This is a genomic window from Ureibacillus sp. FSL K6-0786 (assembly GCF_037965165.1).
Taxonomy (GTDB): Bacteria; Bacillota; Bacilli; order Bacillales_A; family Planococcaceae; genus Ureibacillus; species Ureibacillus thermosphaericus.
The window spans coordinates 2,854,844-2,870,252 of record NZ_CP150191.1; the positions used below are offsets into that span (position 1 = coordinate 2,854,844).

Below are 15,409 nucleotides of genomic sequence, written 5' to 3' on the forward strand. Positions count from 1 at the left end.
AACGAATAGCGTTCACAAAAAAATCGCTAGACGATGTCACAATTAGGTTGGACAAGTCTAGCGATTGAAATGTGGCTAAAAATGACGCTCAATCCATTCGTTTGCTTCTTTCCAATTATGAACTCGAATCACGTTGGAAGGTATAACTTTACGATTGTATGGCGTGTCAAATAACAGTACGGGAATTTGGAGTTCTTCTGCAAGTATCACCGCATTATCATGTTTATCTTCAAAAAAAACATCTACGCGATACTTTTTTGCAGCTTCCAATTTATCATGACTACCTATTAATTCAATATGATCATAAGGTACTTGATGCTGTTCAAACCATTTTTTCGTCACATCATATAAATGCAAGTCTCGAGCGGAAATATAATACAATTCATATTGTTTATGCCAATTGTTTAAGATTTGTTGAGCATCATTTGCAATTTTGCTTACTGAATATAAATAAGGTTCATTTTCTTTAAACCAACGAGCAAACTCGTTTCGATCAACCGGATGGGGGAATGCGCTTAAAAAATCATATTCGATGACATCATCAAGTACGATGTTTGTATTGTATTGTTTATTTATATGTGGAATCAGCGTATCAGGAGTCGTTACTGTTCCATCAATATCAATACCGAAACGAGGCTTATTTTGCTTCATATGGACCCCCTAAGATTCAATTTGTTTTTTGTTCTCGTTCTGCTAACATTTCTGCAGCTAATTTATCGATTTCTTTTTTCAATTCTTCTACCATTGTTTCTTCTGGTACTTTTCGTACGGTTTTACCCTTCATAAAGAGTAATCCTTCTCCTCGAGCACCTGCGATTCCGATGTCTGCTTCTCTCGCTTCTCCCGGCCCGTTTACCGCACAGCCTAATACCGCTACTTTCAATGGTACATTCAGTTTTGAAATATACTCTTCTATTTCGTTAGCAATGGAAATTAAATCGATTTCGATTCGACCACATGTTGGACATGAAACTAAAGTAGCCATGTTTGATGCAAGACCAAATGCTTTCAATAATTCTCGAGCTACTTTTACTTCTTCTACTGGATCAGCAGAAAGAGAAATACGTAATGTATTGCCGATTCCTTTGGATAAAAGAGCACCTAAACCAGCAGCGGATTTAATTGTACCGGAAAAGAGCGTTCCAGATTCTGTAATACCTAAGTGCAATGGATAATCAAATGCACGTGCAGCTTTTTCGTAAGCTTCGATAGCAAGATTTACATCAGAAGCTTTCATCGACACGATAATATCATGGAAATCTAAATCTTCCAGTATTTTAATATGATGTAAAGCAGATTCAACCATTCCATCTGCAGTAGGATAGCCATATTTTTCTAATATATGGCGTTCTAAGGAACCTGCATTAACACCAATTCGAATTGGAACACCTCTTTCTTTTGCCGCATTCACTACGGCTTCAACCTTCTCGCGACGACCAATATTTCCGGGATTAATGCGTACTTTATCGATACCGTTTTCTATAGCCATCAAGGCAAGTTTATAGTTAAAATGAATATCCGCTACTAAAGGGATATGGATGCGTTTCTTTATTTCAGGAATCGCCGCTGCAGCTCGTTCATCTGGAACAGCAACACGTACTAGCTGACACCCTGCTTCTTCTAATCGTAAAATTTCAGCAACAGTAGCTTCCACATCGTGAGTTTTCGTTGTACACATACTTTGGATGATTAGTTCGTTACTACCGCCGATTGTTAAATTGCCGACACGTACTGGACGTGTTTTCGAACGATGAATAATTTCACTCATCAATAACTCTCTCCTTCTTGAGGTACTTTTTCCGTACCTTCACTTCCATTATTTTAGCAGTGTAAAATAGTGTCGACAAGGAAGAAACACGTTTTTTTATTTTTTACATTCATGGTTATTTGAGTAAATCGGTATTTTGATTAATTCACCTGGTGCTATGACTTGATTTTTTAAATGTGGATTAAATTTATAAAAATCCGCCATTCGTTCTGGTACTGAAATTCTTTCATCTGTTGGATATTGGGCGAGTAACCCTTGTACAGTATCCCCTTCTTTTGTCATAACAGGTACTGTTTTTACAGCTAGTTGTTCATTGCATTGGCCAACGCTTTCAGAAAACGCGATTAATGGTACTGTTCCTTCAGTTAAATCTATTTTAATGACCGTAACGATTATGATGATGATAGATGTTAATAGAAAAAATCTCATATAAAAACCCTCCTTGCTCCACTATATGAAGCAAGGAAGGATTCAGAACTTCTTTTTTTCTATTTTTGGATATTTTAGTGATGCAATTGTTAATAGAATGATGGTAATGATGGCATTAACAACTGTTCCAAACCAACTAGATATATTAATAAATGAAAATAGGATAGATAGTAGTGTTGACCATGTAATCGCTAATGCGGTCGTTCTCCACATATGTCGATATTCCCCGCGACGATTGAATATTTTTAATAATAATGTTCCGATGGCTGCGTAAATGGTAATTCTCACAAATAATAAAACGGTAGAAGTTAAGAGTAATAAAAGAAGCGCAAAAGGATAGAGCAGCCATTGAATATCAGAGACATATTGTTGCAACCCTTCAAATTGAATAGTAGTTTTCGATACCCCTGTTAAAAATTGTATAAACGAGAAAATCGTAACAATCGCAATTAGAATAAATACATATTGAATTACTTTACCGATTGTTAATAGTCGATAAGCAGCTAGCTTGTTTGGTTGAAACAGACTGTGTATGAATATTTGTAAATGAGTAACCATTTTCTTCTCCTCCATTGAGAGTTTAACATGAAATGATGAAAAGAAAAAACGTACAAAAACATTTTATTGAAACTTTTTGCAAACCTGTCCGTAAACTGTATCATGGAGGGAAGAACTTGGAAATCATTGCTTGGTTACTCATTATTATTTGTTTTATCGTGGCTTTTGTAGGATTAGTTTATCCAATCATTCCATCGGTATTATTTATACTATTAGGATTTATCGTTTATGGTTTGTTTTTCTCCTTTGCAGAACTTTCATGGTGGTTTTGGATCATCGAGATTCTGTTTGTTATTTTATTGTTTGTGGCGGATACTTTAGCGAATCTGATTGGCGTGAAAAAGTTTGGCGGAACGAAGGCTGGACTTTGGGGCAGCACGATTGGTTTATTAGCAGGACCATTTATCATACCATTTCTGGGCATTATTATCGGGCCATTTATAGGTGCAGTAATTGGGGAAATGATAGTTGCGAAAAAAGAATTTAGCCAAGCGGTTCGAGCTGGTATTGGCTCGCTTGTTGGCTTCTTAACATCTGTTGTAACAAAAACGATGATCCAATTAGTGATGATTATTGTTTTTGTAATCGCAATCGCATAATAAGTTTTTTGTATAAAAAATCATCTAAAAGGAAATAGTGAGTTTGGTTGAAAAATAAGTGCGTCACTGTTAAAAGACAAACAATGGATTGATTTCAGCCAAAAGTATGAAAATCACTAAGAAAGAGCTAAATCATTGAATGACTACCTCTATTTTGATAATCTTATAGAGGTAGGAAATTACTGATTTATACAAAGGAGGAAATTCTAATGGCATTCGAATTACCAAAATTACCTTATGCTTACGATGCTTTAGAACCACACATTGATGCACAAACAATGGAGATCCATCATACAAGACACCACAATACGTATGTAACAAATTTAAATGCTGCTGTAGAAGGTACTGAATACGCTGATAAAGATTTAATCGAACTTATTTCAAATATCAATGCTCTTCCAGCTGATAAACAAACTGCAGTTCGCAATAATGGTGGCGGACATGCAAATCACTCATTATTCTGGGAAATTTTAACACCTGGAGGTTCAAAAACTCCAACTGGTGAGTTAGCTTCTGCAATTGATGCGAAATTCGGTAGCTTCGATGCATTTAAAGAAGAGTTTGCAAAAGCTGCTGCAGGCCGCTTCGGTTCTGGATGGGCTTGGTTAGTAGTAGATAACGGTGAATTAAAAATCACTTCTACGCCAAACCAAGATTCTCCATACATGGAAGGCCAAACACCAATCCTTGGATTAGACGTTTGGGAACACGCTTATTACTTAAAATATCAAAACCGTCGTCCTGACTACATTGCTGCATTCTGGAATGTAGTAAACTGGGACGTTGTAGCAGAAAAATACGCTGCAGCAAAATAATTAACTTTAAAAAAATGAGGAAAGCCTAAACATAGGTTTTCCTTTCAGCTTGTAGACAAAGTCCCTAACTAGGGGCCAAATCTACAGGCTTTTTTGTATAATAGGGATAGAATTCTTGGTTAACGGGGGAAATTTAGGATGTTATCGAAGCGTACTGACAATAATCGAAATCAATTGGAAATGGTGGCTCTTGATCAATTGGTTCCAGAAGATCATTTGGTAAGGAAGATTGAACAAGCCATAGACTTTGATTTTATTTACGATCTTGTCAAAGATACCTATTGCCTAGATAACGGAAGGCCTAGTATTGATCCAGTTGTGCTCATTAAAATGGTCTTTGTGCAGTATTTATTTGGTATTCGATCCATGCGTCAAATGATCAAAGAAATTGAAACCAACGTGGCGTATCGATGGTTCTTAGGATATGGTTTCACAGAGAAAATTCCTCATTTTTCAACGTTCGGCAAGAATTATGTTCGTCGTTTTCAAGGTACTGATTTATTTGAACAGATTTTTTATCGTATTTTAAAAGAAGCGATGAATAAAGGATTAGTGGATGCATCTGTTGCCTTTATTGATTCAACACATGTCAAAGCAAGCGCCAATAAAAAGAAGTTCGATAAGAAAATTGTCCGGGCAGAAACAAAAAGCTATCAAGCGCAATTAGAGTTAGAGATTAACCAAGACCGTGAAAACCATGGAAAAAAGCCCTTTCCCCCGAAAGAGAATGAAGAAACCAAGGAAATAAAGGTCAGTACAACCGATCCTGATAGTGGCTATTACGTAAAAGATGAACGGGAAAAGATGTTTGCCTATTCTTTTCATACCGCCTGTGATGCAAAAGGCTTTGTCTTTAGCTACCAAGGTAACGGGAGCGAATATTCATGATAGTCAGGTGTTTGGTCAATTACTCGAACAAGTCATCGAAAAAGTAGGCAAACCAACTGCAGTAGCCGTAGACGCCGGATACAAAACCCCAGCGAATGCGAAAAGTCTATTGGATAAAGAGAATTCGTCCAGTCATGCCATATACAAGGCCTAGAACAAAGGACGGTTTCTTTAAAATGTATGAATATGTATACGCTGAGCATTATGATTGTTACATCTGCCCAAACAACCAAACTCTTGAATACCGAACAACAACAAGAGAAGGATATCGACAGTACGCTTCGAAACCGGAAATATGTAAAACGTGCCCATTTTTAGAAAAGTGCACCCAAAGTAAAGATCACACTAAATTGATTCATCGCCACATTTGGGAGCACTATGTGGAAGAAGTCGACCACTTAAGACATACAGATATCAATAGAAATATATATGATAAGCGCAAAGAAACGATTGAACGGGTCTTTGCCGATGGAAAAGAGAAGCATGGCATGCGATGGACAACTCTACGAGGACTGGAAAAATTGTCTATGCAGGCGATGCTTACTTTCGCTGCCATGAACTTAAAGAAAATGGCAAACTGGACATGGAAAAGACCATGTCCAACCTAAATAAGACAAGAATCTTAGAAAATGACGAGCAAAAAAAGACAAACCCCAACTCAAATGCTTCATTTGAGTTGGGGTTTGTCGACAGTCTGAAACGCCCACGAAAAAACACGTGGGCGTTATTTTACGCTTACTTTTAAAGTAAGCTTCAATAATCGACCGTGGGATTCGCTATTTTTAACAAGAAGCAATCCTTTAGCTTCTAGGTCGAGAATATTGACGTTTTTAATACCGTATTTAACAAGAAATTGAACTGGCACCCACTTATCCATTTCTTTTGACTTCACAAGAATTAATGCGAGTTTTTTTATGCGTATCTTCTTCCTCCTTTTTTAATTTTTGTTTTTCTTCCTTGTCTCTCATGGTCATGATCCATCACCTCCTTTCAGTTGCTTTCTTTTCACCAAGCTAGCCGTCTCTGTAAAACAAAAAAACTGATACTCATCCAAAATGAATAAATATCGGCTACAAAAGGGGTGGGGCATGAAACGGGTGGGGTATACCTATTGATTTGAAGTGGTGGAGGATAGAGAAAATATATCTCATTTTTCCTCTATAAAGGAGTTTTATTTTTTAATAGTTTTAGACCGTTTTTAGGATTAATCATTTAATAATAAATAAGTCCATATTGAGTAAAATTATTTGAAATTTAGAACATAGGATAATTGTTTTGGGTGGATAGTCATGACAAGTTTTGTCGGTTTTTGTCGTAAAAATACACCTGTCATTTATTTTTTTGTAGAATAATAGTTAATGGAAAATAACTGGTCGCTTCTTTTGGTTATAGGGGGAAATAACATGTATGGCAAAATGCTAGATAATAAAACACATGGAAATGTTGGGGATGAGTTAAAGTCTTACCTTCAAAAGGGCTCAAAATTATCAATTATGTCGTCTTATTTCACAATTTATGCTTTTGAATCTCTTAAGAAAGAGTTATTAAAAGTAGATGAAGTTCGATTTTTATTTAACAACCCAACATTTATACAGGATTTTAAAATACCAGATCCGTTAGTTATGCAAGAAAAAATTAAGCGGGAAAAAAGTTTGTCTGGAACAGACTTAGAAGTGAAGTTTCGGAACGAGCTCAACCAAGCGAAAATTGCTCGTGAATGTGCTGACTGGATTCGCTCAAAAGTTGATATGAAGTCATTAAAATTACCAATGGCACAAGGGAACCTTATTCATGTACAAAACAAGAATGATGATTCAATTGCGATTCAAGGTACCTCACATTTCACAAGTAGTGGATTAGGATATACGTATTCATCTAACTATGAAATGAATTCGCTAATTAAAGAACCTGGACAAGCCATGAATTATATTAACTGGTTTGATTTAATTTGGAACAACGAAGAGCAGGTCGAAAGTGTAAAACAAGAAGTACTAAGCCACATAGAGAAAATCTATCGAGATAATACACCTGAGTTTCTCTATTATGTGACCCTTTATAATATCTTTAAAGACTTTTTAGAAGAATTGAGTGAAGATGATATCGTAAAATCCAAAACAGGCTTTAAAGATACGGTCATTTGGAACAAATTATATAAATTCCAAAAAGACGGGGTATTAGGAGCCATTGATAAGCTTGAAAAATACAATGGATGTATCATCGCTGATAGTGTTGGTCTCGGTAAAACGTTTGAGGCATTAGCTGTAATCAAATATTACGAGCTGCGAAATGACCGAGTGTTAGTGTTGTGTCCGAAAAAGTTAAGAGAGAACTGGCTTATTTATACACAAAACGATAAGCAAAATGTTTTGGCAGCAGATCGTTTTAATTATGATGTATTAAATCATACAGATCTAAGTCGATATAGTGGTATGTCTGGAGATATTAACCTAGCAACAGTCAATTGGAGTAACTATGATTTAGTTGTTATTGATGAATCACATAATTTCCGTAATAATGAAGCTCGTAAGGATCGAGAAACACGATATTCACGTTTAATGAATCAAATTATTAAATCTGGTGTCAAAACGAAAGTATTAATGCTTTCAGCTACACCGGTCAATAACAAGATGAATGATCTGAAAAACCAAGTTGCTTTTATTACGGAAGGAAAAGATGACGCGCTTGAATCTGCAGGTATTGATAGCATTGAATTTACATTAAGAAGAGCACAACAAGCGTTTAATAAATGGTTAAAGTTGGACGAAGAGGAACGGAAGACAGATACGCTATTAGAAATGTTAAACTTTGACTACTTTAAATTATTGGATGCTGTGACGATTGCGAGATCTCGCAAGCATATTGAAAAGTATTACAACATGTCAGAGATAGGGAAATTTCCTGAAAGATTAAAACCGAAAAATGTTCACCCTGATATCGATGCAGAAAAAGAGTTTCCTGAAATAAAAGAGGTTAACAAAATCATTAATCGTTTAAATTTAAGTGCCTACTCACCATTAAATTATGTCTTGCCTGAGAAACAAGCCGAATATAGCAAGAAATACGATATTCAAGTTAAAGGTGGGTCTGTATTTAAACAAATTGACAGGGAACGCAGTCTCGTGCACTTAATGCGTGTGAATTTATTAAAGCGTATGGAGAGTTCTATTTACTCGTTCGGTATGACGATTGCTGCATTGCTTGAGAAAATCGATGACCTATTAAATAAGCTTGAAAATAATCATCAATTTACGGATCAGTCGATTAGTATTACTGATATTAATATCGATGACGATGAAGTAGAAGATATGTTAATTGGATCGAAAGTAAAAGTGCTGGTTCAAGATATAGATCAAATCAAATGGCGCCAAGACCTTGAAGAGGATAAACAAAAGCTAGAGAAACTTCTTGTGGAAGCGGCAAAAGTCAAACCTTACAGGGATGCTAAACTATTAGAATTAAAGTCTATTATTCATCATAAGGTGACAAAGCCAATTAACCCAAATAATAAAAAAATCATCGTCTTCACAGCTTTTGCTGATACAGCGAGTTATTTATATGATCAGCTGTCTGAATGGATGCTCAATGAATATGGGCTTCACACAGCCCTTGTAACGGGAACAGGTGGAAATAAAACAACGATTGGCGATATTTCTAAAGATTTAAATACTATATTAACCCACTTTTCACCAGAATCGAAAGAACGAAATAAAGTGGATGAAAAGGCAATTGAAGAAATTGACCTACTTATTGCAACAGATTGTATTTCTGAAGGTCAAAACTTACAAGACTGTGATTATTTAATTAATTACGATATTCATTGGAATCCAGTTAGAATTATTCAACGCTTTGGACGAATCGATCGTCTCGGATCAAAAAATAATGTGATTCAGCTTGTGAACTTCTGGCCAAACATGGATTTAGACGAGTATATCAATTTAGAAGCCCGTGTAAGTGGTCGCATGGTTTTATTAGATATATCTGCTACAGGTGAAGAGAATGTAATCGAGTATGATGAAAAGAAAAAAATGAATGATCTTGAGTATCGTGCAAAACAGCTGAAACAACTGCAAGAAGAAGTAATCGACCTAGAAGATATGTCAAGCGGGATCTCGATTACTGACTTAACGTTAAACGACTTCAAAATGGATTTAGTCGACTATATGAATAAAAATAAGCTTGATTTAGAGACAGCTCCGTTAGGTATGTATGCAATCACGTCTAAACATTTAACTCCTAATGGTGAAGCAAAACCAGGCGTCATTTTCTGTATAAAACAACGGAATGCTCAAGCGAAAATTAAAGAAACGAGTGCGTTGTATCCTTATTACCTTGTGTATGTAAGTAATGATGGTGACATTTTGTTAGGTCATTCGAAGACAAAGCAAATACTCGACCTGTATCGAAAAGTTTGTATGGGCCAAAACGAGTTGTTTACAGACTTAATTTTACAATTTCATGAAGAAACGCATGAATTAGCGGACATGTCTGATTATAAGGCATTATTAGATACGGTCGTTGAATTTATCTTAGGAATTGTTGAAGAAAAAGGCATGGAATCTTTATTTAGTTTAGGAGACTCAAGTTTATTAGTAGATACAAATACAACGTCAGATGACTTTGAATTAATTTCGTTTTTAATTATAAAGTAGGTGAGAAGGTTGCGAGATTGGGCTATAGAGCAGTTTGAGATACCACAAAGAACGGTTTTAAACCGAAAAGTTCCAAAAAAAACATTCTTTTCTCAAGGGGACTTATCGAAAAAGGAGAAGGAGCTATTTACTTCTCAAATAGAAGCCATATACTTACTGAGTGTAATGAATCAACAAAGCATGAATATCGCTCCATATCAGTCAGAGGAACATCACTATGCCGAAGTGGTATGGATTTATGTACAATTGCGTACGAATGAACATGTTACACGTATTATTCAAGCGATTCATAAATCGATTCCCAATCCTGTTGTTCTGATTACGGAGTCCCATGAACAAGAGTGGTTGCTGAGCACCTGTCATAAGCGGTTGAATAAAAATGATCCAACGAAAGTTGTGATGGATGAGCCACTACTGACAGAGTGGTTTGATCCAAAAAGTACCAACAATTCCTACGAAAGATTGCTTAACGCCTTAAAGTGCTCAAATCAATCGTTTGTTGATCTCTTTAAATTTTATGATGATTTGAATAAGTGGATAAGGTGTACCCCTATTATCGAGTGGATTGACTGTTATCCAACAGAAAGTGAAAAGCGTGATCAAATCATTTCGAGAGTCAATGAAGTTAACATGAAAAAGTCTCAATTAGAGGAGCTAAAGCAAAAACAAACGAAGGTATTAGATTTTGGAACTAAGATGGAACTTCATATGGAAATGAAACAAATGGAATCGAATATCGAATCACTTTTAAGTGAATTAAAGGAGTTGTGTAACTGATGCAAAAATTAGATGGAAAGACGTTTAATGTTGTACAAGACAACATTGAAAAACTTAAACAGCTTTTCCCAGAAGTATTTACAGAAAACAAAATTGATTTCGAAAAACTCATGCTCACACTCGGCGAGCATGTCGAAAAAGAAAAAGAGCGCTACGAGTTTACATGGAATGGAAAAACAAAAGCGATTCAACTTGCGCAAAAACAAACAACAGGTACCCTTCGCCCATGTAAAGAAGAAAGTGTGAACTGGGATAAAACAAAAAACCTGTATATCGAAGGAGATAACCTTGAAGTACTCCGTGTACTGCAAAACTCCTATCGCAATAAGGTGAAAATGATTTACATTGACCCACCGTACAATACAGGGAAAGATTTCGTTTACAAAGACGACTTTCATGATAATATCAAAAGTTACAAAGAAAGATTAAGAGAAAATATGAAGTCAAATCCTGAAACAAATGGTAGGTTTCATACAGATTGGTTAAATATGATGTATCCAAGGTTAAAAATAGCGAGGAATTTATTAAGGGAAGATGGTGTTATCTTTATCAGTATAGATGATAATGAAGTAGCAAATTTAAGGAAAGTTTGTGATGAAATATTTGGAGAAAGTAACTTTGTTGGACAGTTGCCAACTGTAATGAACTTGAAAGGGAATAATGATCAATATGGATTTGCTGGAACACATGAATATACTCTTGTTTATACAAAAAGAAAAGAATCAACAATACTAGGATTTCTACCAGTTGACCAGGAAGGAATGAAAGAGTGGCAAAAGGATGAATTTGGATACTATAAAAAAGGAGCAAATTTAAAAGCAACAGGAGTTAATGCTCCTCGACATAAGAGACCGAATTTATTTTTCCCAGTTTATATTGATGAAAATTTAAATTTAAGTTTACAGAGAAAATCTAAAACAGATGTTGAAGTATTTCCAATTACAGATAATAAAGAAATGTCTTGGCGTTGGAGTAAAGAAAAATTCATAAATGAACCACATAATATTATTGTTACAAAAAATGGGGATGAATATTCTATTTACAAAAAAACCAGACCTCAACAAGGAGATACCCCTTCCCAAAAGCCTAAATCACTTTTTTATAAACCAGAATATAGTAGTGGGAATGGTACTAATCAAATTAAGTCGTTATTTGGTGAGAAGGTTTTTAGCAATCCGAAACCATTAGAATTAATAAAAGACTTTATAAGAATTGGTATAGGTGCTGAAAAAGAAGGAATAGTTTTAGATTTTTATGGAGGTTCTGCTACTACTGCACATGCAGTGTTTGAACTTAATAGAGAGTCAGATGGTAACGATATAAGGTTTATTATTGTTCAATTACCAGAAGAGTTAGATTTAGAGGATGCTGATCAAAAAGTTGCTGCAGATTATTTAAATAAAATAAATAAGCCTTTAAATATAAGTGAAATAAGTAAGCAACGAATTAGGTTAGCTGGAAAGAGCATAATTGATGAAAGTAAGAAAGAAAAATTTATCTCTGAAATTGATATTGGTTTTAAGGTGTTCAAGCTTGATGATACGAACTTAAAAGTTTGGGATGAGAATACAGGAGATGTAGAAAGAAATTTACTAGATTTAATTGATCCGGTGAAAGAAGGACGTACACAAGAAGATGTTGTTTATGAAATTCTTCTTAAATATGGAATAGATTTAACGGTTCCAATCGAAGAAACAAAAGTAGCGGACAAAGTTGTTTATTCAGTCGGAATGGGTTATTTACTTATATGTTTAGAACGTGATTTAACCCTTGAGCATATTGAAGAAATTGCTAAACAAAAACCAGCACGAGTAGTATTTTATGATGAAGGTTTTAAAGATGATACCGTTCGAATTAATGCGCAACAAATTTTAAAACGTTATGGCGTTGAAGATATCCGTGTCATTTAAGGAGGAGATGGAGTCATGAAGATTAAGTTTGATGAACAACAATATCAGCTCGACGCCATTAAATCCATTACGGATATCTTTGAAGGGCAACCTGTAAAAGTGTCGAATTTCACGGTTAGTATGGGCAATATTGTTGGACAAGAATTAACTGAGCTTGGAATTGGAAACAAATTAGAATTATCCGATGCGGAGTTACTTGAGAATGTTCAAAAGATCCAAGTTCGTAATCATTTGAAAAAAAGTACCGATATTCAAGATCGAAACTTTACGGTTGAAATGGAAACAGGTACCGGAAAAACATATGTATATACGAGAACGATATTTGAGTTAAATAAGCTGTACGGCTTTTCAAAGTTTATTATCGTTGTTCCGAGTGTTGCGATTCGTGAAGGGGTTTATAAATCCTTCCAAATGACAGAAGAGCATTTTGCTGAACTCTATCCAGGACAACATTGCCATTATTTTAAATATGATTCTTCCAAACTAGAACAAGTTCGTGAATTTGCTACAAGTACGAATATTGAAGTGATGATTATTAATATCGATGCATTTAAAAAGAGCTTTGATGATCCAGAGAAAGAGAATAAAGCAAACTTAATTCACCGTGAACGTGATTCAATGAACGGGAAACGTCCAATTCAGTTTATTCAAGAAACAAATCCAATCGTTATTATCGATGAACCACAAAGTGTCGATAATACGGATAAGGCAAAAGAAGCAATTGCATCCTTAAACCCATTGTGTAAATTGCGCTATTCGGCTACGCATCGCGAAACATATAATTTAATGTATAAGCTTGACCCGGTTGATGCCTATGAGAAGAAGTTAGTAAAAAAAATTGAGGTTCTATCGGTAAACTCGGATGAAGATTATAACGATCCGTATATCAAACTCATTAGCGTATCGAATAAAAATGGTTACAAAGCAACAGTTGAAATTGACGAGAAAAAGAAAAACGGAACTGTTAAACGTGTGAAAAAGGAAATTAATCCAAACACGAAAAATGATTTATACCTTTTATCCGGTGAACGGGATCTATATAAAGGATATGTGGTAGAAGGGATTGACTGCTATCCAGGAAATGAATCGGTAGAGTTTACAAACGGTAAAGTGTTGCGATTAGGTGAAGTGATTGGTGGAATGGACGATGATTTATTAAAAAGATACCAGATTCGTGAAGCGATTCGTACACATTTAGATAAAGAGCTGCGTCTCGTTCATAAAGGAATCAAAGTTTTAACGCTCTTCTTTATTGACAAAGTTGAAAACTACCGCATTTATCCAAAAGGCCAGCCATGGCAAAAAGGAAAATACGCCAAGATGTTTGAAGAAGAGTACGAAAAACTTATTAATTTACCAAAATATCAATCACTTTGGAAAGAAGATCAATATATCGTAAACAGAAATGCCGAAGAAGTGCACAACGGGTATTTTTCTCAAGATAAGAAAGGTCAATTTAAAGATAGCCGAATGAATAAAGATGGATCGTTACGTTCGAATAAAGACGATGAATCAACATTTGAGTTAATTATGAAAGAGAAAGAAAAATTATTAAGCTTTGATACACCTTTACGATTTATTTTCTCCCACTCGGCTTTAAAAGAAGGATGGGACAACCCAAATGTCTTTCAAATATGTACACTTGTTGAAACAAAGGATACATTTACGAAGAGACAAAAAATTGGGCGTGGATTACGTCTTGCCGTCAACCAAGAAGGTAAACGCCAATACGATGAAGACGTAAATATCTTAACCGTAATCGCAAATGAATCGTATCAAGAGTTTGCTGAGACGTTACAGAAAGAAATGGAAGAAGAAACAGGCGTTAAATTTGGGTACCTTGAAGAGCACTCTTTTGCGACGATTACAAAAGTTGATGAAGAAACAGGTCAAGAAAGTGCAATTGGATACGATCAATCAGCTCAAATATTTGCCTACTTATTAAAAGAAAATTATGTAACGAAGCAAGGAAAAGTAAAGGATACACTTAAAGAAGCATTAGTAAAAGAGACATTCGAAGTACCAGCTGAATTTGAAGAAATAAAAGAGGATATTGAAAACATAATTAGACGTTCCATCAAAAAGTTACCTGTTTTCAACAAAAAGGATGAGGTCACCATCAAGCTGAATAAAGAAGTATTATTGGGTGATGATTTCAAACAATTGTGGGATCAAATCAAATACAAAACGACCTATTCCGTAGATCTTGACGTTGAAACCCTTAAAAAACGTTGTATTGAAGAAATAAAGAAACTAGAGCCTTTCAAAGCACGAAAGATTAAACGTGAAAATGCCATATTAAAAGTAGAACATTCTGGTGTATCGGGTGAAGGTCAAACAATGAGAGTGTACGAGGCGTTGGAAGAGAAACGTCGTCTACCAGACATCTTACGTTACCTACAAGAACAAACCCATTTAAAGCGCCGTACATTGGTTGAGATTTTAATCGGTTCTGAACGCTTAAATGAATTCGAGAAAAATCCACAGGCATTTATGGAAGCTGTGATGAAGGTCATTAATCGCGAAAAGAAAAAGCTTATCGTTGATGGCATCAAATACGAACGTATCGGAGATCATCATTATTACCAACAATCTTTGTTTGAAAATAAAGAACTTGTTGGCTATATGAAAGCGAACGCAGTAGAAGTATCAAAAAATAAATCGGTATATGACTACATTCGCTATGATTCAAATACAGAAAGAGCTTTTGCTGAAAAATTAAATAATGATGAGGATGTAAAGCTGTTTGTCAAACTTCCATCTTCATTTGTTATCGATACTCCTCTTGGTAACTACAACCCAGACTGGGCAATCTTAATGGAAAAAGAGGGTGTCGAGAAATTATACTTTGTTGTCGAAACAAAAGGTAGTACTGACCAAGAAGATCTTCGCTTAAAGGAAGATGGAAAGATTCAATGTGGACGTAAACATTTTGAAGCACTACAAACGGAAGTTGAATATAAACTAGCAGATAGCTACGATATGCTAAAAGAAAGTATTTAAGCTTCTACAAAAT

11 protein-coding genes and 1 pseudogene are annotated in these 15,409 nt (G+C 35.2%); 7 read left to right on the top strand and 5 right to left on the bottom strand.

Annotation, left to right across the window (positions count from 1 at the left end):
* Positions 1-75: 75 nt before the first annotated feature.
* The 4 genes from NSQ18_RS14095 to NSQ18_RS14110 form a co-directional block, all read right to left on the bottom strand.
* Complete coding sequence (locus tag NSQ18_RS14095; RefSeq protein ID WP_016838976.1) at positions 76-651, bottom strand: hypothetical protein; 576 nt, start codon at positions 649-651, stop codon at positions 76-78.
* 16 nt (positions 652-667) lie between these two features.
* A complete protein-coding gene (gene ispG / locus NSQ18_RS14100; protein WP_096551157.1) occupies positions 668-1,768 on the bottom strand; it encodes a flavodoxin-dependent (E)-4-hydroxy-3-methylbut-2-enyl-diphosphate synthase in 1,101 nt (366 codons plus the stop codon).
* A gap of 96 nt (positions 1,769-1,864) precedes the next feature.
* Complete coding sequence (locus tag NSQ18_RS14105) at positions 1,865-2,197, bottom strand: hypothetical protein (protein ID WP_339288431.1); 333 nt, start codon at positions 2,195-2,197, stop codon at positions 1,865-1,867.
* 42 nt (positions 2,198-2,239) lie between these two features.
* Positions 2,240-2,755, bottom strand: a complete 516-nt coding sequence (locus NSQ18_RS14110) for a DUF1189 family protein (RefSeq protein ID WP_016838973.1) — start codon at positions 2,753-2,755, stop codon at positions 2,240-2,242.
* Between the two features lie 116 nt (positions 2,756-2,871).
* Here NSQ18_RS14110 and NSQ18_RS14115 point away from each other — a divergent pair, with 116 nt between their 5' ends.
* From NSQ18_RS14115 to NSQ18_RS14125, 3 genes and pseudogenes are all read left to right on the top strand, one after another.
* The gene (locus tag NSQ18_RS14115; RefSeq protein WP_026019114.1) at positions 2,872-3,354 is read left to right on the top strand and encodes a DUF456 family protein; all 483 of its coding nucleotides are present in this window, start codon (positions 2,872-2,874) and stop codon (positions 3,352-3,354) included.
* Positions 3,355-3,563: 209 nt separating this feature from the next.
* Positions 3,564-4,169: a superoxide dismutase gene (locus tag NSQ18_RS14120; RefSeq protein ID WP_016838971.1), complete on the top strand. Its 606-nt coding sequence runs from the start codon at positions 3,564-3,566 to the stop codon at positions 4,167-4,169.
* Positions 4,170-4,307: 138 nt separating this feature from the next.
* Positions 4,308-5,665, top strand: a pseudogene (locus tag NSQ18_RS14125) (IS1182 family transposase).
* A gap of 116 nt (positions 5,666-5,781) precedes the next feature.
* Here NSQ18_RS14125 and NSQ18_RS14130 read toward each other — a convergent pair.
* Positions 5,782-5,934, bottom strand: coding sequence for a hypothetical protein (locus NSQ18_RS14130; RefSeq protein ID WP_168412556.1), 153 nt, complete (start codon positions 5,932-5,934; stop codon positions 5,782-5,784).
* Between the two features lie 526 nt (positions 5,935-6,460).
* Here NSQ18_RS14130 and NSQ18_RS14135 point away from each other — a divergent pair.
* Genes NSQ18_RS14135 through NSQ18_RS14150 form a run of 4 tightly spaced genes read left to right on the top strand, consistent with a single transcriptional unit; the run spans position 6,461 to position 15,396 of the window.
* Entirely contained in the window at positions 6,461-9,706 is a 3,246-nt protein-coding gene (locus NSQ18_RS14135; RefSeq protein ID WP_339288432.1) for a helicase-related protein, read from the top strand.
* Between the two features lie 9 nt (positions 9,707-9,715).
* Positions 9,716-10,483 carry a DUF4391 domain-containing protein gene (locus NSQ18_RS14140; protein ID WP_339288434.1) on the top strand — a complete coding sequence of 256 codons (768 nt, stop codon included), beginning with the start codon at positions 9,716-9,718 and terminating at the stop codon, positions 10,481-10,483.
* Complete coding sequence (locus tag NSQ18_RS14145) at positions 10,483-12,393, top strand: site-specific DNA-methyltransferase (protein WP_339288436.1); 1,911 nt, start codon at positions 10,483-10,485, stop codon at positions 12,391-12,393. Before NSQ18_RS14140 ends, NSQ18_RS14145 begins: the two co-directional genes overlap by 1 nt.
* 15 nt (positions 12,394-12,408) lie before the next feature.
* A complete protein-coding gene (locus tag NSQ18_RS14150; RefSeq protein WP_339288438.1) occupies positions 12,409-15,396 on the top strand; it encodes a DEAD/DEAH box helicase family protein in 2,988 nt (995 codons plus the stop codon).
* Positions 15,397-15,409 lie beyond the last annotated feature (13 nt).

Excerpts from the sequence above, each read along its gene's own strand:
- NSQ18_RS14095 (WP_016838976.1), bottom strand. The coding sequence starts at position 651 with ATGAAGCAAAATAAGCCTCGTTTCGGTATTGATATTGATGGAACAGTA.
- ispG (WP_096551157.1), bottom strand. The coding sequence starts at position 1,768 with ATGAGTGAAATTATTCATCGTTCGAAAACACGTCCAGTACGTGTCGGC.
- NSQ18_RS14105 (WP_339288431.1), bottom strand. The coding sequence starts at position 2,197 with ATGAGATTTTTTCTATTAACATCTATCATCATCATAATCGTTACGGTC.
- NSQ18_RS14110 (WP_016838973.1), bottom strand. The coding sequence starts at position 2,755 with ATGGTTACTCATTTACAAATATTCATACACAGTCTGTTTCAACCAAAC.
- NSQ18_RS14120 (WP_016838971.1), top strand. The coding sequence starts at position 3,564 with ATGGCATTCGAATTACCAAAATTACCTTATGCTTACGATGCTTTAGAA.
- NSQ18_RS14130 (WP_168412556.1), bottom strand. The coding sequence starts at position 5,934 with ATGGATAAGTGGGTGCCAGTTCAATTTCTTGTTAAATACGGTATTAAA.
- NSQ18_RS14135 (WP_339288432.1), top strand. The coding sequence starts at position 6,461 with ATGTATGGCAAAATGCTAGATAATAAAACACATGGAAATGTTGGGGAT.
- NSQ18_RS14145 (WP_339288436.1), top strand. The coding sequence starts at position 10,483 with ATGCAAAAATTAGATGGAAAGACGTTTAATGTTGTACAAGACAACATT.
- NSQ18_RS14150 (WP_339288438.1), top strand. The coding sequence starts at position 12,409 with ATGAAGATTAAGTTTGATGAACAACAATATCAGCTCGACGCCATTAAA.